The 19,249-nt window shown below is 68.5% G+C and carries 17 protein-coding genes; 11 read left to right on the top strand and 6 right to left on the bottom strand.

Features of this window, described 5'->3' with window-relative positions; all coding sequences use genetic code 11:
- Positions 1-10 precede the first annotated feature (10 nt).
- Positions 11-805 (bottom strand): SDR family NAD(P)-dependent oxidoreductase, encoded by a 795-nt coding sequence (locus FHR19_RS14400; RefSeq protein WP_184029731.1) that lies wholly within the window; start codon positions 803-805, stop codon positions 11-13.
- Entirely contained in the window at positions 805-2,052 is a 1,248-nt protein-coding gene (locus FHR19_RS14395; protein WP_184029728.1) for a TetR/AcrR family transcriptional regulator, read from the bottom strand. The genes FHR19_RS14400 and FHR19_RS14395 overlap by 1 nt, the downstream gene beginning before the upstream one ends.
- Before the next feature lie 156 nt (positions 2,053-2,208).
- Between FHR19_RS14395 and FHR19_RS14390 the strand changes: the two genes are divergently transcribed.
- Both FHR19_RS14390 and FHR19_RS14385 read left to right on the top strand, forming a co-directional pair.
- Complete coding sequence (locus FHR19_RS14390; RefSeq protein ID WP_184029726.1) at positions 2,209-3,447, top strand: acyl-CoA dehydrogenase family protein; 1,239 nt, start codon at positions 2,209-2,211, stop codon at positions 3,445-3,447.
- A complete protein-coding gene (locus FHR19_RS14385) occupies positions 3,444-4,529 on the top strand; it encodes a Zn-dependent alcohol dehydrogenase (protein ID WP_184029723.1) in 1,086 nt (361 codons plus the stop codon). The genes FHR19_RS14390 and FHR19_RS14385 overlap by 4 nt, the downstream gene beginning before the upstream one ends.
- 43 nt (positions 4,530-4,572) lie before the next feature.
- Here FHR19_RS14385 and FHR19_RS14380 read toward each other — a convergent pair whose 3' ends face one another.
- Positions 4,573-7,368, bottom strand: coding sequence for a TonB-dependent receptor (locus FHR19_RS14380; RefSeq protein WP_184029719.1), 2,796 nt, complete (start codon positions 7,366-7,368; stop codon positions 4,573-4,575).
- A 304-nt stretch (positions 7,369-7,672) separates the two neighbouring features.
- Here FHR19_RS14380 and FHR19_RS14375 point away from each other — a divergent pair, with 304 nt between their 5' ends.
- The 7 genes from FHR19_RS14375 (at position 7,673) to pyrF (ending at position 14,539) form a co-directional block, all read left to right on the top strand.
- Positions 7,673-8,251, top strand: a complete 579-nt coding sequence (locus FHR19_RS14375) for an EF-hand domain-containing protein (RefSeq protein WP_184029716.1) — start codon at positions 7,673-7,675, stop codon at positions 8,249-8,251.
- Positions 8,252-8,347: 96 nt separating this feature from the next.
- Positions 8,348-9,067 carry a response regulator gene (locus tag FHR19_RS14370; protein WP_184029713.1) on the top strand — a complete coding sequence of 240 codons (720 nt, stop codon included), beginning with the start codon at positions 8,348-8,350 and terminating at the stop codon, positions 9,065-9,067.
- Positions 9,064-10,416 carry a sensor histidine kinase gene (locus FHR19_RS14365; RefSeq protein ID WP_343053280.1) on the top strand — a complete coding sequence of 451 codons (1,353 nt, stop codon included), beginning with the start codon at positions 9,064-9,066 and terminating at the stop codon, positions 10,414-10,416. Before FHR19_RS14370 ends, FHR19_RS14365 begins: the two co-directional genes overlap by 4 nt.
- 43 nt (positions 10,417-10,459) lie before the next feature.
- Positions 10,460-11,149 carry an endonuclease/exonuclease/phosphatase family protein gene (locus tag FHR19_RS14360; protein ID WP_184029710.1) on the top strand — a complete coding sequence of 230 codons (690 nt, stop codon included), beginning with the start codon at positions 10,460-10,462 and terminating at the stop codon, positions 11,147-11,149.
- Positions 11,149-13,452 carry a patatin-like protein gene (locus FHR19_RS14355; RefSeq protein WP_184029707.1) on the top strand — a complete coding sequence of 768 codons (2,304 nt, stop codon included), beginning with the start codon at positions 11,149-11,151 and terminating at the stop codon, positions 13,450-13,452. Before FHR19_RS14360 ends, FHR19_RS14355 begins: the two co-directional genes overlap by 1 nt.
- Positions 13,453-13,505: 53 nt before the next feature.
- Complete coding sequence (locus FHR19_RS14350) at positions 13,506-13,868, top strand: lipopolysaccharide assembly protein LapA domain-containing protein (RefSeq protein ID WP_184029704.1); 363 nt, start codon at positions 13,506-13,508, stop codon at positions 13,866-13,868.
- Positions 13,865-14,539 carry an orotidine-5'-phosphate decarboxylase gene (gene pyrF / locus FHR19_RS14345; protein ID WP_184029701.1) on the top strand — a complete coding sequence of 225 codons (675 nt, stop codon included), beginning with the start codon at positions 13,865-13,867 and terminating at the stop codon, positions 14,537-14,539. The genes FHR19_RS14350 and pyrF overlap by 4 nt, the downstream gene beginning before the upstream one ends.
- Positions 14,540-14,811: 272 nt before the next feature.
- Here the strand turns inward: pyrF and recN are convergent, their stop codons facing one another.
- Positions 14,812-16,476 (bottom strand): DNA repair protein RecN, encoded by a 1,665-nt coding sequence (recN, locus tag FHR19_RS14340; protein ID WP_184029698.1) that lies wholly within the window; start codon positions 16,474-16,476, stop codon positions 14,812-14,814.
- 22 nt (positions 16,477-16,498) lie between these two features.
- Positions 16,499-17,329, bottom strand: a complete 831-nt coding sequence (locus FHR19_RS14335) for an outer membrane protein assembly factor BamD (RefSeq protein WP_184029696.1) — start codon at positions 17,327-17,329, stop codon at positions 16,499-16,501.
- 144 nt (positions 17,330-17,473) lie between these two features.
- Here FHR19_RS14335 and FHR19_RS14330 point away from each other — a divergent pair, with 144 nt between their 5' ends.
- Positions 17,474-18,295: a class I mannose-6-phosphate isomerase gene (locus tag FHR19_RS14330; RefSeq protein WP_184029693.1), complete on the top strand. Its 822-nt coding sequence runs from the start codon at positions 17,474-17,476 to the stop codon at positions 18,293-18,295.
- A gap of 83 nt (positions 18,296-18,378) precedes the next feature.
- Positions 18,379-18,945, top strand: a complete 567-nt coding sequence (locus FHR19_RS14325) for a glycine zipper 2TM domain-containing protein (RefSeq protein ID WP_184029691.1) — start codon at positions 18,379-18,381, stop codon at positions 18,943-18,945.
- 55 nt (positions 18,946-19,000) lie between these two features.
- Here FHR19_RS14325 and FHR19_RS14320 read toward each other — a convergent pair whose 3' ends face one another.
- Positions 19,001-19,222, bottom strand: coding sequence for a hypothetical protein (locus tag FHR19_RS14320; protein ID WP_184029688.1), 222 nt, complete (start codon positions 19,220-19,222; stop codon positions 19,001-19,003).
- Between the last annotated feature and the right edge of the window lie 27 nt (positions 19,223-19,249).

Raw genomic sequence — 19,249 nt, 5'->3', positions numbered from 1 at the left:
CGTTGCTTGATCAGGCAGCGACGCGGCCATATCGCTGGACGGTCATCGGGTGGCTGGACGAGAGGCCGCCGTCGACGACGATCGCCTGACCGTTGACATAGCTGGCCGCGTCGCTGGCGAGGAACAGGACGGCGGCGGCGATCTCCTCAGGCGCGCCGTGGCGTTTCAGCGGATTGAGCGCGCCGATCCTGTCCTCCACACCCTTTTCGCGCGCGCGGTCGAAAATCATCTGGGTCATGCCGGTTTCGATCAGACCGGGACAGACCGCGTTCACCCGGACGCCCGAGCCGGTGAGCTGCTGCGCCGCGGTCTGCGCCAGGTTGATGACGCCCGCCTTCGACGCGGAGTAAGCCGCCCCGCCCGCGCCCGAACGAAGCCCCGCGACACTGGCGGTCAGCACGATCGATCCGCCCCCGCGCTCAGCCATGCGCGGCGCGGCGTATTTTACGGCAAGGAAGGGGCCGATCAGGTTGATGCGCAGGATCTCCGCCCAGTCGGCTGCGCTCTGGTCGAACAGACCCGCCAGCCCGCCCGACACCCCGGCATTGGCGTGGAAGACGTCGAGCCCGCCATGCGCCGCCACCGCCGCCTCGACCAGCTCGGCCACCGCCGCTTCGTCGCCTGCGTCGGCGGTCGCGTGGATCGCCCGGCCGCCCGCCTCGCGGATCGTCGCTGCGGTTGCATCGGCACCCGACAGGTCAGCGCAGACCACCGCCGCCCCTTCCACTGCCAGCCAGATCGCAGTCGCGCGGCCGATGCCGGAGCCCGCGCCCGTGACGATCGCCGACTTACCCTCGAACCGCATCAGCGTGCCCCCTCGATCACCGAATCGTCGAACATCCCGAACATCAGCGTCGAGGCGTAGAGCGCGACCGCCCGCTCGCGTGGCATCGTGCTTGCCCATTTACGCATGTCGAACGCGGCGTTCTGGATCGCCATCAGCGCCTGTGCCGCCACCAGCGGGTCGACCGCGCGGCACGACCCCTCGGCAATCCCGTCGCTGATCGTGCCGGCAAAGCGACGGGCGATTCGGTTCGACCGATCGATCATCCCCTGCCGCGTCTCGACCGGAAGGCCTGACAGCGCGGTGGTGCGCAGGAGCGGCCCCGCTTCCGAAAACTGGATGTCGAGCAGCGTTGCGATCATGCTCGACAGCCGCTGCCAGTGGCTGCCGCCCGCCGCATCGCCCTCTCGCTGCGCGCCGGTAATCGTCTCGAAACTGCGCGCATAGCATTGCGCGACCAGATCGTCCTTGGCGTCGAGATGGTGGTAGAAGCTGCCCTTGGTGACGTTGAGCTCGCTCGCGATCCGCTGCACCGATGCGCCGCGATAGCCGAGCTCGTTGATGAGGCGCGTGGCGGCGAGCAGGAAATTCTCCCGGCTCGTCCGCGGCGCTCCGTGGGTGAGGTCGAGCAATTGCGGCGACCAGCGCGCGTTCGGCCCGGCCAGCCCGCCGGCGAACAGCTCCATCAGCCGCGCCTCGATCCGCGGGAACTGGTCCAGGTCATAGCGGTCGAGCCAGACGGTCAGCCAGAAGCTGTTTTCGAGCAGCACGTGCGCGCGCGCGCCGTTGAGGTCGGTCTGCGCCCGCGTCGTCATCGGTCCGAACAATTGCCGCGTCCGCCGAAACACCTCGCGCCAGCGGGCGAGCAGCGCGCCCTTGGCGGGCTCGTCCATCGCGCGAAGGTCGGACAGCACGGCGACCGAGGAATCCGTCCCCTCGCGCACCCGCGCCAGCCGGGCGAAGGTGAGCGCGACAAACCGTGCCACCCGGTCCTGCGGCGTCGCCTGTTCCAGCGCGTCGTCGAGCGTCGCGAGCAGCGTATCGATCGTCTGCTCGAACGTCGCGGCGGCCAGATCCTCTTTGCGCTTGAAGTAATAGGTGACGCTGGTGGTATTGAGCCCGACACGCCGCGCCACGTCGGCAAAGGTCATGCCCTTTGCCGATTGCTCGTTGATCGCCTCTGCCGCCGCCGCGAGGATCGCGTCGCGCTTGGCCTGAAAGCGTTTGGTCCCCTCGGCCGCCCGTACGGCCCCCTCGTTCGCGCTCATGGCCCGAGATTAGCGAATGGTTTTCGAAGAACCAGTGTTTTTTGCGCGTGCCCGCCGCTCCTCGCTAACGAAGCGGCGAGACACCCTTCGGCCGGCTTGTCCGAAGATCGGGTATGGTCTAACCCCATCGCAAACGCCAATTGCCGGAGGGGCCAGATGGACTTCACGCTGACCGAGCGCCAGACGCATTTCCGCGACCGGGTGCGCGATTTCATCGCCCGCGAGATCGCCCCGCGTGACCATGAATATCACATTGAGGTCGAGCGCGGCGACCGTTGGGCGCCGTCGTCGGTCATCGAGGAACTGAAGCCGCGAGCGCGCGGCGCCGGCCTCTGGAACCTGTTCATGCCCCCCGCCCCCGCGCTAAAGCCCGTGGACGAGACGTTCCGGTTCGAGGGGGAGCAGCTCACCAACCTCGAATACGCGCTCTGTGCCGAGGAAATGGGGCGCTTTCACTGGGCGAGCGAAGTGTTCAACTGCTCCGCGCCCGACACCGGCAACATGGAAGTGTTCGAACGCTACGGCACGCTGGAACAGAAGGAGCGCTGGCTGCGCCCGCTGATGAACGGCGAGATCCGCTCGGCCTTTTTGATGACCGAGCCGGCGGTCGCTTCGTCCGACGCGACCAACATCGAAACCTCGATCCGGCGCGACGGCGACCATTATGTCATCAACGGCCGCAAATGGTGGTCGTCGGGCACAGGCGATCCGCGCTGCAAGATCGCGATTCTGATGGGCAAGACCAATGCCGAGGCGAAGCGGCATCAGCAGCAGTCGATGATCCTCGTCCCTCTCGACACGCCGGGCGTGCGGATCGAGCGGATGCTGAGCGTCTACGGCTACGACCACGCGCCGCACGGGCATGGCGAGGTGGTGCTGGAGAATGTCCGCGTGCCCGCCGAAAACCTGCTGCTCGGCGAAGGGCGCGGGTTCGAGATCGCGCAGGGACGGCTCGGACCGGGGCGCATCCACCACTGCATGCGCACGATCGGCACGGCCGAGATGGCGATCGAGCTGATGGCGAAGCGCCTCATGGCGCGCACCGCCTTCGGCAAGCGGATCGCCGACCATTCGATCTGGGAACAGCGGATCGCCCGCGCGCGCATCGATATCGAGATGACGCGCCTCCTCTGCCTCAAGGCCGCCGACATGATGGACCGCGCGGGCAACAAGGCCGCGCAGCTCGAGATCGCGATGATCAAGGTGCAGGCCCCGACGATGGCGCTGCAACTGCTCGACGACGCGGTCCAGGCGCACGGCGGCATGGGCGTGTCGCAGGATACGCCGCTCGCCGCCGCCTGGGCCGGGCTGCGCACGCTCCGCTTCGCCGACGGGCCGGATGAGGTGCATAACCGCGCGATCGCCCGCGCCGAGTTCGGGCGGTACGGCGCATGAAGGTCGAGGCCGCCGTCCTTCGCGAACCCCGCAGCCCACTGACAATTGAGACGATCGAGGTCGACGCGCCGGGTCCGCGCGAAGTGCTGATCCGCACCGCCGCATGCGGGGTGTGCCGGTCGGACCTGCACTTCGTCGACGGCGCCTTCCCCCACCCTATGCCGATGGTGCCGGGGCACGAGGCAGCGGGCGTCGTGCTGGCCGTTGGCGACGGCGTGGTAAGTGTGAAGCCGGGCGATCATGTCGTCACCTTCTTCACCGTCTTTTGCGGCGCGTGCGAGTTCTGCGCCAGCGGCCGCCCGTCGCTGTGCGTCAGTCCCGCAACGCGGCGGCCGAAGGATGCGCCGCCGCGCCTCAGTCTTGAGGACGGCACGCCGCTGACACCGTTCTTGAACCTCTCGGGTTTCGCCGGCGCGATGCTGGTGCACGAGAATGCGTGTGTCGCGATCGACAAGGCGATGCCGCTCGATCGCGCCGCGCTGCTCGGCTGCGCAGTCATCACCGGCGCGGGGGCGGTGTTCAACGACAGCAAGGTGAAGCCCGGCGAGAGCGTTGCGGTGATCGGCGCGGGCGGCATCGGGCTGGCCGCGATCAACGCCGCGCGGATCGCAGGCGCCGGCGTGATCGCCGCGATCGACCCGGTCGCCGACAAGCGCGACCTTGCGCTCAAGATGGGCGCCACCCACGCCTTTGCCCCGGACGATACCGCGCGCGAGCTGATGGCGCTGACCGGCGGCGGGGTCGATTACGCGATCGAGGCGGTCGGGCGGCAGGCGACGGCCGAACTCGCTTGGGCACTCCTGAAACGCGGCGGGACCGCGACGATCCTCGGCATGATCGCGCCGGGTCACTCGGTGTCGCTACCCGGCCCCTCGTTCCTGACGGGCAAGAAATTGCAGGGCTCGCTACTCGGCTCCACCCGCTTCCCAATCGACCTGCCGCGCCTGGTGCGGATGTATCTCGACGGGCTGCTCGACCTCGACACGATGGTGGCCGAGCGGATCGCCCTGACCGACATCAATGCCGCCTTCGACAAGCTGCGCGCCGGCGACAGCGTGCGGTCGGTTGTCGTCTTCGAATAGAAAAGGGGCGGAGGCCCGAAAGCCCCCGCCCCCCCTCTCCCCATCAGAAGCGGGTACGCAGCGTCACGCCATAGGTGCGCGGCTCGGCCAGATATTGCGAGAAGATCTGGCGGCCGCCCGGGAAGGACGGGTCGACGAACGGCGCGCTGGTCGCACCCGCCTGGAACGGCGAGTTGAACGCGACCTGCGTATACTGGGTATTGGTCAGGTTCTGCGCCCAGAGCTCCAGCGCCCATAGTTCGTCACGGCCTCGGATGCCGACGCGCGCGTTGACGAGGACGAAGCTGTCCTGCGCCTTTTGCGGGAACAGGTCGGAGCCGGTGTTATAGTCGTCGGTCACGCGTGTATCGACGTAGAACAGCGCCTGTAGCCCCGAGCTGCCGAGCTCCGGCGTCCACGACGCGCTGGCCGTCGCGACGATTTCCGGCGCGTTCGACAATTGTTTGCCGGGCAGGACGCGCAGCGCCGGGTCGAGCGGGATGCCGTTGGCGCTGCCGACCAGGTTCTCGCGGTAGTGCGTGTCGGCGTACGTCATGCCGAGGTTGATGTTGACGTCGCGAATTGGACGCACGCTCGCCTCTAGCTCGACGCCCTGAGAGACGACGCCGTACTTCACGTCGTCGGGCGCGCACGCCCCAGTCGCCGCGCTCAGATCGCGATCCCCGCCGCCCAGGTCCGTGTCGCACGAGTTGACGGTCGCGACGAGGAAGACCGCGCCGTTGAAGGTGTTGAGCTGGAAATTCTTGAACTCCTGCCGGAATGCCGCAGCAGTCAGCGTGAAGTTGCGGACCGACAGCTTGGCACCGACTTCGTACGCGTTCACGATCTCGGGGTCGAACTGGAGGTTGCGCGACAGCGCCTGCACACCGCCCAATTGCGCGAAGCTCTGAAGCGGATTCTTCAGCGCCGACTTGTCCAGGTTAAAGCCGCCCGCCTTGTAGCCGCGCGAATAGCTGCCGTAGAGGAGCACGTCGTCCGTCGGCTTCCACGACACGATCGCGGTGCCGGTGAACTCGTCTTCCTTGCGCTCGTCGCTGAGCGTCGCATTGTTGATTTCTGCGGTCGAGTTACCCTGGCACGACAGGCCGATGATGCCGCCCGCCACCGCGGCAAGCGCGGGGTTGGCGAGGAAGCTGCCCAGCGCCTGCTGGTTCTGGACGCACGCGGTGTTGTCGTTCTGGAAGCTGGCATCCAGCCGCTTGCGCTCGTTGGTGTAGCGAAGGCCGAGCGTCAGATCGAGCGTGTCGGCCAGATGGATGATGTTGTGCGTGAAGAACGCATAGTTGCGGCTGTTCTGCTCGAAATGATCGCGCACCGTGCCGCGGTCGTTGATGCCGTTCAGACGGTCGAGCGCGGCGACGACGAGCGGCCCCGCCGCGCCCAACGGCGAGGCGACGCCCGGCACCTGCCCGTTGAGCACCGCGCGGCCCGTGGGGCTGATGCACGATGCGTTGGTCGGCGAGTAGAGCGACGCCAGCGCACTGCCCGAAATGATGCGGCAGGTCGCGAACCGGCCATACTGGTTCCCGAAGCGCAGATTGTCGTTCACCGTCAGGTCTTCGTTGGCGTAATAGCCGCCGACCAGCCAGTCGAGCTTGCCGCCGAACGCCTCGCCCTGAAGCCGCAGTTCCTGGCTGAACGTCTGGAACTGGCGATAGGAATTGCCGTCCGCCGCGCGGTAAAGAATGTCGATCGTCGAATAGTCCGTGTCCGACCCCTGGTCCGACTTGTAGTCGCGATAGGCGGTGATCGAAGTCAGCTTCGCAGCGCCAAAATCATAGTCGATCTGGCCCGAAATGCCCTTGTCGGTCGTCTTGCCGGCAAAGCTGCGGCCCGGCGTCGAATAGATCGTCCGGTCGTAACCCGGATTGAACGACGCCAGCGGCTGGCCGAGGTCGCGCAGGACGTTGATGATGTTGTTACCGTTGGCCAGCCCCGTCGTCAGCGGCGTCGCGGGGTTGTTGAGGTTGCCGACCGATGGCGTGACCGAGCGGTCGACATAAGTCGCGCCGCAGCACCGCTCGTCGCGCTTGGTATAGTCGCCGATGATGCGGACGCTGAAATCGCTCGTCGGCTCGAACTTCAGCTGGCCGCGGACGAACCAGCGGTCGCGGTTGTTGACGTCGATGTTGTTGGCGACGTCGTTGTAGAAGCCGTCGCGCTTCACATAGACGCCGTCGACCCGCGCCGCGAGCGTCTCGCCGAGCGGCAGGTTCAGCGCGCCCTGAAGCCGCCAGAAGTCGTAATTGCCGTACGTCGCCTCGGCCATGCCGTGGATGCCGTCGAAGGTCGGCTGTTTCGAGACGATGTTGATGATGCCCGCCGACGCGTTGCGGCCGAACAGCGTCCCCTGTGGCCCGCGCAGCACCTCGATCCGGTCGATCTCGCCCAGCTCGTTGAGGCCGATGCCAGAGCGCGAGCGATAGACGCCGTCGATGAACACCGCGACCGAGCTTTCGAGGCCGGGATTGTCGCCGACCGTACCGATGCCGCGGATACGCGCCGACCCGTTCGCTTCCGAGCCCGTCGAGCTGACGAGCAGCGACGGTGCGAGCTGATTGAGCGCACGAATGTCCGTCGCGCCCGAAAGCTGCAGCGCCTCCGCCGATACCGCGGATACGGCGACGGGCACGTCGGTCAGGATCTGCGCGCGGCCCTGCGCCGTCACGATGATGTCGGCGGCGGCATCGTCGCTCGACTGCTCGGTCGATGCCTGTTCGGTGGGGCTTGCCGGCTGCGCGGCGGGGTCGGTCGCGGCCGTCTGTGCGAAGGCGGGCGATCCCCATGCGAGCGTCAGCGCGGCAAGCCCGCACGCGGTCATCAACTGCGGCTTGGTCATATCCTCTCCTCCCGGACCGCACATCTGAACCTGTGCGTACCCATTGCTCGAATAAGCGATGCGACGCCTCGTACGTCAAGCGCTATCTGCACCGTCATCAAGGGGATTTCCGGACAGTGTTGCGTCCATGCCATCACTCGAAAGGAGCATACCCGCCTTCCGAAACGTAGCGATTTGAAACCTTGCACTGCGACATCTCGCGACAAACCCTACGGCCGGGCGACATATCGGCGCGACAGGCGCCCGCCATAACGTGACCCACGACGTCGGGAATGAACCCCGTCGCCCAGACAGGACGATGACGATGAACGCCAGGACCCTTCCCCGATGGATTGCCGCCACCGCACTCGGCGGCGCCGCCTTTGCCGGTGTGGCCTATGCCGCGCAGGACATGAACCAGCGCCCCGCCCCGCCCACGACGCAGGCCGAGGCGATGGCGCGCGCCGATCAGCGCTTCGCCAAGCTGGATGCGAACCGCGACGGCCAATTGAGCGCCGACGAACTCAAGGGGCCGCGCGCCGCCCGGATGATCGGCCGCTTCGACACCGACAAGAACGGCGCGATCAGCCAGGCCGAGTTCCGCGCCGCCGCCGCCGATCGCTTCGCCCGGGCGGACACCGATCGTGACGGCACGATCGAGCCCGGCGAGCGCCAGGGCAAATGGGGCAAGCGCGGTGGACGCGGCGGCGGCGAGCGGATGCTCGCCCGGCTCGACACCGATCGCGACGGCGCGATCAGCCAGGCCGAGTTCGTCGCGGGCGCGCAGCAGCGCTTCCAGAAGATGGACACCAACGCCGACGGCCGCATCGACGCCGTCGAAATGCAGGCCCGGCGCGGTCATCGCGGCGGCCCCGGCATGACCCCACCCGCTACCGGCGCCTGACGCCGGCGCGCCGGGCGGGCGAGCCTCCTCCCCGACGCTCGCCCGGCGCAACCTTTTCGCTAGTCAGGGCGCCCCGCCGCCTGCCAAGGTTTGCACATGGCCGAGATTCCGCACCTCCTCCTCGTCGACGACGAACGCTCGATCCGCGAACCGCTCGCACAGTACCTGACCAAGCAGGGCTTTCGCGTGACGCAGGCGGGCGATGCGGAGGGTGCGCGTGCGCGGCTGGCGGCCTATGCGATCGACCTTACCATTCTCGATATCATGATGCCGGGCGAGGACGGCCTCAGCCTCTGTCGCCACATCCGCGAGACGAGTGAGACGCCGGTCATCCTGCTGACCGCGCGCAGCGAGGAGACTGACCGGATCGTCGGCCTTGAGATGGGCGCCGACGATTACGTGGTGAAGCCGTTTTCCCCGCGCGAGCTGCTCGCCCGGATCAAGGTGATCCTGCGCCGTGTTGCTTCCGGCTCGGTGCGGCAGCATGCGCCGGAGGCTGGCGCCTATGCCTTTTCGGGCTGGGTTCTCAAGACCGGCGAGCGCACGCTGGTCGACCGCGAGGGGGTGGAGGTGCCGCTGTCGACCGGCGAATACAATCTGCTTCTCGCGCTCGTCACGCGCCCGCGACAGGTGCTGACGCGGGACCAGCTGCTCGACCTGACACAGGGGCGCGAAGCCGCTGCCTTCGACCGCGCGATCGACAATCAGGTCAGCCGGCTGCGCAAGAAGATCGAGGCGGATGCAAAGAACCCTGCGATTATCAAGACTGTGTGGGGCGGCGGCTACACGCTGGCGGCCGAAGTCACCCGCCTGTGAAAGTTCCCCTCGGGCCGCCGCGCAGCCTCTCCGGCCAGATCGCGCTGCTCGTTGCGGTGGCGCTGTTCGTGGCGCAGGCGATCAACTTCGCCCTCCTCTATCGCGAGCGGCGCGAACTGCGCTTTACGCAGATCGTCGTGCCCACGGTGACGCGCGTCGTCGACGCCGCCGAGCGCTATCAGTCTGGCCGCATCGCCGGGTTCGAGCGCCCGCGCTCGCGCCTGCGCATTGTCCGGGCGAACCCGGTGCCCGCCGGGCTCCCGCACGCCGAGGAGATCGAGGCGGGCATCCGTGCCGGCCTTGCCGACAGCAACATCACCTATCGGACCGTCGTCAGCGGCATCCGTCGTTTCCGCCCGAACGACCCGCGGCTCGCGGACATGCGCCCAGACCGCGCCCGCCGCCTCGCCAGCCTGGGGGCCGAGGTGATCGTAGGGGTCGAGCTGCCGGGCGGCCGCTGGCTCAGCCTCAACGGCCCGTGGCCGCGGACCGAACAGGGGCTGGTCTGGCAGCTCATCGCGCAGACGCTGATCCTCTACGCGGTCGTCCTGCTGCCCGTCCTCTGGATCGGCCGGCGCGTGGCGCGGCCGCTGTCCGAACTCACCGCCCGTGCGAGAGCCTTCGCGCCGGGCAGTGATCCCGAGCCCATGGTCGAACGCGGGCCGGGCGACCTGCGCGCGCTGATCGCCGCGTATAACGAGCTGTCTTCGCGGGTGTCGGCGATGCTGGATGAGAAGGACCGGATGCTCGGCGCGATCGGTCACGACCTGCGTACGCCGCTGGCGGCGCTGCGCGTTCGCATCGAATCGGTCGACGACGACACCGACCGGCAGCGGATGGCCGATATCGTCGACGAGATGACGCGGACGCTGGAGGACATTCTCTCGCTCGCGCGGCTCGGCCGCCCGTCGGAGCCGCTGGCCGATGTGGACCTTGCGGCACTCGTCGATGCGGTGGTCGAGGATTTCCGCGACCTCGACCACGACGTCGCCTTCGACGAGGCAGAGCGCATCCGCATGCGCCTGCGCCCCAGCCTGATGCGGCGAGCGGTGCGCAACCTCATTGAGAACGCAATCAAATATGCCGGCGCGGCCGAGGTGCAGATCGCGAACGAGGCGAGCCGCGTCGTCATCGCCGTGTGCGATCGCGGCCCCGGCCTGCCCCCCGACAAGCTCGATGCGGTGTTCGATCCGTTCGTTCGCCTCGAAAGCTCGCGCAATCGCGATACCGGCGGGATCGGCCTCGGCCTCGCGCTCACTCGCGCGATCGTGCGCGATGCGGGCGGGCGGGTGACGCTACAGAACCGCGACGGGGGCGGGCTGATCGCGCGGATCGAGCTCGATCGGTGAGCCGGGCGGAACCCGCGGCGCCGCGGCGGCTTTCAGCCTGACGATGCTGAAGGTCGCCAGCTACAACATGCGAAAGGGCATCGGCACCGACCGCCGCCGCAGCCCGGACCGCATCCTCGAGGTGCTGCGCGAGATCGACGCCGATATCGTCGCTTTGCAGGAGGCCGACCGCCGGTTCGGCACGCGCGCCGCGGTGCTGACCCCGCATCTACTCGCCGAGCACAGCGATTATCAGGCGGTGCCCGTCGCCGTCCGTGCCGCCAGCATGGGCTGGCACGGCAACGTCCTGCTCGTGCGCAAATCCGCCGAGATCCTCGACGCGCAGCCGATCGTCCTGCCGGCGCTCGAACCGCGCGGCGCGGTGCGCGCCGACCTGCGCATCGGCAAGCACAAGTTGCGCGTGGTCGGAATGCATCTAGACCTGTCGGGCCTGTGGCGACGGAAACAGGCGAAGGCGGTGCTCGACCACCTCGATGCTGCACAGCATAAGCTGCCGAGCGTGATGATGGGCGACCTCAACGAATGGCGGCCGACCGCCGGATGCCTTCAGGATTTCGGGCGCAGCCATGCAATCGCTGAAACGGGGCCAAGCTTCCATGCGCGCCGACCGATCGGCCGGCTCGACCGGATCATGGTGAGCCCCGGCCTCACCATCACCGAGTGCGGCGTCCATATGAGCGCCGCCGCCCGTGTCGCGTCCGACCACCTGCCGATCTGGGCACTACTTCACTGATGCGCGACAAGGAATTGCGGCTCGCGCTGGTCTGTTACGGCGGCATCAGCCTCGCCGTTTACATGCACGGCATCACCAAGGAATTGTGGCGACTGCTCAGCGCCAGCCGCGCGTTCTGCGCGGGCGATCCGGCGTCGGGAGGCAGCGAGCGCGTCTATCGCGCGATGTTCGAGGAGATCGCCGAAGCATCCGGCGTGCGGCTGCGCGTGCTGACCGACATTCTGGCCGGCGCATCGGCGGGCGGCATCAACAGCGTGTTCCTCGCCCGGGCGATCGACACGGGCGAGAGCCTCGACCCGCTGACCGACCTGTGGCTGCGCGATGCCGATGTGGAGCGGCTGATCGACCCGGCCCAGGCGCCCGGCCACGCGATGACCAAGTTCTGGGCGCGCCCGCTCGCCTGGATGGCGGCGGGCAGCGGCAAGCTGATCGACGAAACGGTGGAGGCCGCGGCGCGGGATGAGGTGCGCGCCAAGCTCGACCATTTCGTCCGCTCCCGCTGGTTCGAGCCGCCGTTCGGGGGTGAGCGGCTGTGCAACCTGATCCTCGACGCGTTCGACGCGATGGCGGCGGCGCCGGCCGGCCCGCGCCTGCTTCCCGCCGGCCAGCCCCTCGACCTGTTCGTCACCGTCACCGATTTCGCGGGGCATCCGGAACGGCTGCGGCTCAACTCGCCGGCGGAGGTTGTCGAGACCGAGCATCGCCTCGTCCTCTCCTTCTCGTCGCAGGGGCGGCCGGGGGAGCGACTGGCCGAGGCGCCCGACCTCACCTTCGCCGCACGGGCGACGTCGAGCTTTCCGGGCGCCTTCCCGCCCTTCACCGTCGCCGAGCTCGACCGCGTGATGGCGGCGCGCCAGAGCGAATGGCCGACGCGCGACGCCTTCCTCGCCCGCGCAATGCCGCGCCACGCAAGCGCGCGCGGGGCCGAGCGGGCGGTGCTGATCGACGGCTCCGTCCTCGCCAACGCGCCGTTCCGCCCAGCCATCGCTGCGCTGCGCGAGCGGCCCGCGCGGCGACAGATCGACCGTCGCTTCGTCTTCATCGACCCTGCCCCCGGCTTCGCCTTTGCGCTCAACGGCAAGATCGACGGCGTGCCCGGCTTCTTCCAGACGCTGATCGGCGCCCTGTCAGAAATCCCGCGCCAGCAGCCGATCCGCGACAGCCTGGAGGCGCTGTCAGCCCGGTCGGCGCGAATCGAGCGGATGAACGCGATCCTCGACCAGCTTCGCGGCGAGGTGGAGGGGCAGGTCGAGGGTCTGTTCGGCTATACCTTCCTCCTCGACTATCCGACGCCGAAGCGGCTGGCGGCATGGCGTCGCCGGGCGCAGGCGGCGGCGGCCACGCGCGCGGGCTACGGACAGGCGGCATACGGCATCCTCAAGCTCGAGGGCGTGATCGACCGCACCGCCCAGCTCCTGTCACAGCTCGCCGGGCGCGAGGGCCCGGAACCCCAGCGCCGCATCCGCGAAGCCGTCGCTGCGGCCGCGCGCGAGCGGGGGGCGTACGAGATCGGCACCGCCCATGCCGGCGGCGCGGGGCCGGAGGCGATCGCGTTTCTGCGCGCGTTCGACATCGGCTTTCGCATCCGCCGCCTGCGCCTGCTCGTCCGGCGCATCGGCGAGCAGGACGGGGATCACGAACGCAGCGACCTGAGCGAGGTGCGCGAGGCGGCGTACACCGCCTTGTCGGCCTATCTGGAGGCGCAGCGTGCCGAGCCGCATGCCGGCCTTCGCGACGTGGCGCGCCGGCTGCCCGCCGATGCCGGTGCGGCGCTGGATGCGTTGGACGCTACGCTGAACCTGACGCGGCTCGACGCGGAAACCGATGCCGCGCTCGCCACGGCGCTGAGCGGGCTGTCGCGCGACCTCAAACGGCCGCTGCTGCTCGCCTATCTCGGCTTTCCCTTCTTCGATATCGCCACGCTGCCGCTGCTGCAGGGCGAGGGGTTAGACGAGTTCGATCCCGTCCGCGTCGACCGCATCAGCCCTGACGACGCGACTGCGATCCGCGAAGGCGGCGCGGACGCCTGCCTCAAGGGAACGCAGTTCCACAATTTCGGCGCGTTCTTCAGCCGCGCCTATCGAGAGAACGACTATCTCTGGGGCCGCCTGCACGGGGCGGAGAGGCTGGTCGATATCGTCCTGTCGTCGCTGCCTGCCGGCACCCGCCTGCGCCCCGGCCGTGCGACCGCGATCAAGCGCGCGCTGTTCCACGCGATCCTCGACGAGGAAGCGGATCGGCTGACGACGATCCCGGGCCTGCTCGCCTCGATCCGCGCCGAGCTTGGTCCCCGCGGGGACTAGCCGCGGCGGGCATCTGGGCCTAGCATCGCGGCTCCACTGCCCTAGGGGTCGCAATGCAGTTTCTGCGCACGTTGATTTGGGTGCTGATCGCCGGCATCGTCGTTGCCTTCTCGTTCAACAATTGGGCACCGGTGCCGGTGAAGCTGTGGGGCGGGCTGGTCGCCGACATCAACCTGCCGCTCCTGATGGGCGTCATGTTCCTCTTGGGGTTTCTGCCGCTGTGGCTGGTCCATGTCGGCACGCGCTGGCGGCTGAAGTCTCGGCTTGCCAGCAGCGAGCGGACCGTGGCGGAGCTTCGGGCGGTTCAGGCGGCGCCTCCACCCGCCGCGGTGCCGGGCGATCCGGTCCTCACAGCCTCACCCGTCGCCGCACCGCCGCTGATTCCTGCCGAGACGCCGGTGGAGACGCGGGCATGAGCTCGCCGCTGTTCGTCGCGCTCGACACCCCCGAGTTGGAGCGCGCCGCCGCGATTGCCAAGCGCGTGCGGCATCATGTCGGCGGGCTGAAACTCGGCCTCGAATTCTTCATGGCGAACGGTCGGTCAGGGGTGAAGGAAATGGCGGAGATCGGGCTGCCGATCTTCCTCGACCTCAAGTTCCACGACATTCCCAATACCGTTGCCAAGGCGATCCAGGCGCTCCGCCCGCTGGAGCCGGCGATCCTGACCGTCCATGCCTCGGGCGGGCGTGCGATGCTCGAGGATGCGAAGGCGGCGGCGCCGACGGGGACGAAGGTCGTCGCCGTCACGACGCTCACCAGCCTCGACGGCGAGGACCTCCGCGCGATCGGCGTTGAGCGCGATCCGCACGAGCAGGTCCTGCGCCTCGCCGAGCTGGCATACGATGCCGGGGTCGACGGCATCGTATGCTCCGGCGCCGAGGTCGCCGCAGCGAAGAAGGCGTGGCCGCACGGTTTCTTCGTCGTACCGGGGGTGCGGCCCGCCGATGGCCCGGTCGGCGACCAGAAGCGGGTAGTGACGCCGCGCGCCGCGCTGGATGCGGGGGCGTCGATCCTGGTGGTGGGTCGTCCGATCACGCAGGCGGAGGACCCGGACATGGCGGCTCGGGCGATCGAGGCGACGCTCTAGCCTCGTTACCCCGGACTTGATCCGGGGTCCCGCTTCTTCTTCTCCTCGCGCAAAAGGAAAGTAGGTTCACGCGGAGGCGCGGAGGCGCGGAGAGATCGCGCCTGCGGCCGCGTAGCAGCCCAACCCAACTCCTGAAAGCAGGTGTGCCGCGGATAGGAGCCGCTGACCCGGCAGCGATCGCAACCTCTCCGCGTCTCTGCGTGAACCACCTTCTTGCTTCCGGCGAAAGAAAGAAGCGGGACCCCGGATCAAGTCCGGGGTGACCGACGGGTTCAGGCGACGGCGAGCAATCGCTGCGCCTGCGCGCGGGCTTCGGGCGTCACTTCCGCCCCCGACAGCATCCGAGCGATTTCCTCGCGCCGTTCGTCGGCATCCAACGGGGTGACGCCGGTGCGTGTGACCGTGCCGTCGCTCGACTTGGCGATGCGATAGTGCCGGTCGCCGCGTGCCGCGACCTGTGGGCTGTGCGTGACGACGAGCACCTGGTTGCGGCCCGACAGCCGCGACAACCGTTCGCCGATCGCGCTCGCCACCGCGCCGCCGACGCCGCGATCGATCTCGTCGAACACCAGCGCGCGGGCGCCGCCCTCCTCCGCCAGCGCGACCTTGAGCGCGAGGATGAAGCGCGACAATTCGCCGCCGCTGGCGATCTTCATCAAGGGGGCGAACGGCGCGCCGGGATTGGTTGACACCTCGAACTCGACGCGGTCGCTGCCATCCGGCCCCCAGCCCTCGCGCGCCAGCGGCACGACGGCGGTGCGGAAGCGAGCAGCGTCGAGCTTCAGCGGCGCGAGTTCGGCCATCACCGCGGCATCAAGGCGAGCAGCCGCCTCTGTCCGCTGCGCCGAAAGCACGCCAGCCGCCTCTGCAAATCGCGCTTCTGCGGTCGCGGCGGCGCGGGTCAGGCCGGCGATGCTCGCCTCCCCGCCCTCGACCAGCGCCAGTCGCTCGGCGAAGTCCGCCGCCAGCGCGGCGAGATCGTCAGGCTGGACGCGGTGCTTGCGGGCCAGCCCGCGCAGTTCGAACAGCCGCGCTTCGTCCGCCTCCAGCACTGCGGGATCGAAGGCGAGCGCCTCTGCCGCGGCATCGATTTGATCCTGCGCCCCCGCCGCCTCGACGATTGCGCGATCGATCGCCGCCAGAGCCTCGACCAGCGCGGGATGCGCGTCGCCGGTGCGTTCGAGGATACGCGCCGCTTGCCGCAGGCGCGACAGCGCGCCGTCCGATCCGTCGAGCAAGTCGGCGACCGCAGCGAGTTCGCCCGCCGCCCGTTCGCCGTGCTGCATCGTCGCGCGGCGCTCGGCCAGCAATGCCTCTTCGCCCGGTTCGGGCGCGAGCTTCGTCAGTTCCTCGACCGCGTGGGCGAGGTAGTCGCGGTCACGCTCGGCCACCTCCTGCACCGCCCGCGCCTCGTCCAGCTTGGCGAGCGCGGCGCGCCAGTCCCGCCACGCGGCATTGACCGCCGCCGTGTCGGTCCGCGCGAACGCATCGAGCAGCGCCCTGTGCCCGCGCGGGTTGAGGAGCCCGCGATCGTCGTGCTGCCCGTGGATCTCGACCAGCATTGCGCCGAGTTCGCGCAGCAGACCGGCGGACGCCGGCTGGTCGTTGACGAACGCACGGCTGCCGCCATCGGCCTTGACCAGGCGGCGGATCATCAAGGGCTCACCGGGATCGAGGTCGAGGCCGTTGTCGGCGAGCAGCGCGGCGATCGGGCCGGCGGCGTCGGGCGTCTCGAAACTGGCCGTCACCACCGCCTGCGTGGCGCCGTGGCGCACCAGCCCACTGTCGCCGCGCGCGCCGAGGACGAGGCCGAGCGCGTCGAGCAGGATCGACTTGCCCGCGCCCGTCTCACCCGTGAGCACGGCAAGGCCCGGGCCGAAATCGAGGTCGAGCGCCTCGATCAGCACCACATCGCGGATCGACAGCGCGTTCAGCATGAGCGGGGCGTCGCGGCGGGCGTCAGGCGCCGACCGGCTGCATTTCCTTGGCGGGCTTCTCGACCTGCTGCGCCGGCAGCACGGGATATTCGTTCACCAGCTTGTACGCGCGCTCGTACCAGTCGGTGCCCGGATAATTGGCGCCGAGCACGGCGGCCGACTTCTTCGCTTCCTCGCGCAGGCCGAGGTTCAGATAGGCCTCGGTCAGGCGCAGCAGCGCCTCGGGCGCGTGGCTGGTCGTCTGGAACTGGTCGACGACGGTGCGATAGCGCATCGACGCGGCAAGCCACTGGCCGCGTCGACCATAGAAGCGCCCGACTTCCATCTCCTTGCCAGCCAGGTGGTCGCGGACCAGATCGACCTTCAGCCGCGCATCGGCGGCATAGCGCGTGTCGGGATAGCGGCGCGACAGCTCGCCCAGCGCGTCGAGTGCCTGCTGCGTGATCTTCTGGTCGCGCGTCACATCGGTGATCTGCTCGTAATAGCCGAGCGCGATCAGATAATAGGCATAGGGCGCGTCGCGATTGCCCGGATGCACCGACAGGAAGCGCTGCGCCGACTGGATCGACTCGGTGTAATCCTTGTTCAGGTAATAGCTGAACGCGCTCATCAGCTGCGCGCGGCGCGCCCAGATCGAATAGGGATGCTGGCGCTCGACCTCATCGAACAGCGCCGCCGCCTGCTTGTACTGGCCGCGATCGAGGCGCTGCTTGGCCGCGGTGTAGAGCGTGCCCACGTCGCGCGCGACATAGGGGATATCCGCGCCCTTCTTCGACTTGGCGCAGCCCGACAGGCCGAAGGCGGACAGGGCAATCGCGGCGATCGCGAACGGGCGGGTGGGCAGGCTACGCATCGCGCCTCCTTACCCGAGGGTTGAAGGCGCGAACAACGGATTTTTGGAGGCGGGCGGACGCACCTGAAAAACGGTTGCTCGCGGGGGAGCCCGCGCCGATACCGCTGCGTTGCAGCAGCCACTGCCATCCGACGGAGAAGCCCCTTGCCCGCGACCAAGCTTGCCACCCACCGCGTCGAAAAACCCTGGGGCCGCACGCACCTGTTTCCCGGCTTTCCCGATCCGGCGCCCGGCGGCGAGCCGGTGGGCGAGGTCTGGTTCCAGGAACCGGGCGATGCGACCCCCGACCTGCTCATCAAATATCTGTTCACCAGCGAGAAGCTGTCGGTGCAGGTCCACCCCAATGACGAGCAGGCGCAGGCCCGCGGCCTGCCGCGCGGCAAGGACGAATGCTGGCTGATCCTCGATGCCGAACCCGATTCGACCATCGCGCTCGGTACGGTCCGCCCGCTGTCGGCGGAGGAACTGCGCGCCGCCGCGCTGGACGGGTCAATCGAGGATCTGGTCCACTGGCAGCCGGTGAAGGCGGGCGACTTCCTCTATTCGGAATCGAACACGATCCACGCGATCGGTGCCGGCATCACGCTGATCGAGGTGCAGCAGAACAGCGAGACGACCTATCGCCTCTACGACTACGGCCGACCGCGCGAATTGCATCTCGACGACGGCGTCGCGGTCAGCGATCCGGTGCCCTACGTCCCCTACCCCTCGCCCGGCGAGGTCGAGGCGGGGCGCACGATCCTCGTCGAGGGGCCGAAGTTCGTGCTCGAACGCTGGACCGGCGGACGCGACGTGTCGCTGCCCGTGGGCGTTACCGGATGGCTGGTGCCGGTCCGCGGCAATGGAAATGTCGCCGGCGTCGAATGGCAGGCGGGCGAATGCGTATCGGTGACGGGTTCGGAAAATATCGAGGCAGATCAGGAGACTGATCTTCTTTTTGCCTATCCTGGCACGACCCGGCTCTAACCTGAACCGAACGTAGTTTTACGTTCACGAAACTTGATGTGGGTCGCGTCGTTCTTCCGCCACCTATGACAGGAGGAAGTTCGATGCGTACCCCCATCCTCGGCGCGCTGATCGCCGCAGTCGCGATCCCGGCCGTGCCCGCCATAGCCCAGCAGAGCCCGCGCGAGTATAACCGCGAATACAACCGCGAAGTGCGCGACGCGCAGCGCGAGTATCGCGAGGACCTTCGCGACGCCGACTCGCGCCGCGACGTGCGCGAGGCGCGCCGCGAGTATCGCGACAACGTCCGCGACGCCCGCCAGGACTATCGCGAGGATCGCCGCGACTGGCGTCAGGCCCGCAACTATGACTGGAATCGCCTGCCCCCGGGCCAGCGCCGCTACTATGCCGACAACTATTATCGCGACGGCCGCTACTATCAGCCGCGCCGCCTTGGCCGGAACGACCGGCTCTATCGCGGCAATGATGGGCGGTATTATTGCCGCCGCAATGACGGCACGACCGGTCTGGTGATCGGCGCGGTGGGCGGCGGCGTGCTCGGCAACGTGCTGACCAACGGCAATTCGGGCCTGCTCGGAACGCTGCTCGGTGCAGGCGGCGGTGCGCTGCTGGGCCGCGAGATCGACCGCGGCGGTGTCAGCTGCCGCTAAGCGACCGTTAGCCTGAACGAAAGGCCCGGCGAGCGATCGCCGGGCCTTTTTCGTATCAGATGATGCCGCCGCCGAGCGCGAGGCGAATCGCGCCGATGCCCAGAATGACGAGGTTGAGGTTGCGGCCGGCATTGCTGTCCGACAACGCCCCTACCACCGCGCCCACAGCCGGGATCATCAACCCGAACCACAGCGACCAGCCGAGGAACGGGATGAAGCCGAACAGCAGGAACGGCAGCGCGACGAGTCCGATGAGGATCGAGAGCAGGTTCAACATGAGAGTGATATAGTCCTCTAGGACACC

The sequence above is a fragment of the Sphingomonas yantingensis genome (assembly GCF_014199325.1).
Lineage (GTDB): Bacteria > Pseudomonadota > Alphaproteobacteria > Sphingomonadales > Sphingomonadaceae > Sphingomonas > Sphingomonas yantingensis.
The sequence above is the reverse complement of the archived record's forward strand: the minus strand, read 5'-3'. Positions and strand labels throughout refer to the sequence as shown.

Coding starts and splice junctions, on each gene's coding strand:
- FHR19_RS14400 (WP_184029731.1), bottom strand. CDS start 805: ATGCGGTTCGAGGGTAAGTCGGCGATCGTCACGGGCGCGGGCTCCGGC.
- FHR19_RS14395 (WP_184029728.1), bottom strand. CDS start 2,052: ATGAGCGCGAACGAGGGGGCCGTACGGGCGGCCGAGGGGACCAAACGC.
- FHR19_RS14390 (WP_184029726.1), top strand. CDS start 2,209: ATGGACTTCACGCTGACCGAGCGCCAGACGCATTTCCGCGACCGGGTG.
- FHR19_RS14385 (WP_184029723.1), top strand. CDS start 3,444: ATGAAGGTCGAGGCCGCCGTCCTTCGCGAACCCCGCAGCCCACTGACA.
- FHR19_RS14380 (WP_184029719.1), bottom strand. CDS start 7,368: ATGACCAAGCCGCAGTTGATGACCGCGTGCGGGCTTGCCGCGCTGACG.
- FHR19_RS14375 (WP_184029716.1), top strand. CDS start 7,673: ATGAACGCCAGGACCCTTCCCCGATGGATTGCCGCCACCGCACTCGGC.
- FHR19_RS14370 (WP_184029713.1), top strand. CDS start 8,348: ATGGCCGAGATTCCGCACCTCCTCCTCGTCGACGACGAACGCTCGATC.
- FHR19_RS14360 (WP_184029710.1), top strand. CDS start 10,460: ATGCTGAAGGTCGCCAGCTACAACATGCGAAAGGGCATCGGCACCGAC.
- FHR19_RS14355 (WP_184029707.1), top strand. CDS start 11,149: ATGCGCGACAAGGAATTGCGGCTCGCGCTGGTCTGTTACGGCGGCATC.
- FHR19_RS14350 (WP_184029704.1), top strand. CDS start 13,506: ATGCAGTTTCTGCGCACGTTGATTTGGGTGCTGATCGCCGGCATCGTC.
- pyrF (WP_184029701.1), top strand. CDS start 13,865: ATGAGCTCGCCGCTGTTCGTCGCGCTCGACACCCCCGAGTTGGAGCGC.
- recN (WP_184029698.1), bottom strand. CDS start 16,476: ATGCTGAACGCGCTGTCGATCCGCGATGTGGTGCTGATCGAGGCGCTC.
- FHR19_RS14335 (WP_184029696.1), bottom strand. CDS start 17,329: ATGCGTAGCCTGCCCACCCGCCCGTTCGCGATCGCCGCGATTGCCCTG.
- FHR19_RS14325 (WP_184029691.1), top strand. CDS start 18,379: ATGCGTACCCCCATCCTCGGCGCGCTGATCGCCGCAGTCGCGATCCCG.
- FHR19_RS14320 (WP_184029688.1), bottom strand. CDS start 19,222: ATGTTGAACCTGCTCTCGATCCTCATCGGACTCGTCGCGCTGCCGTTC.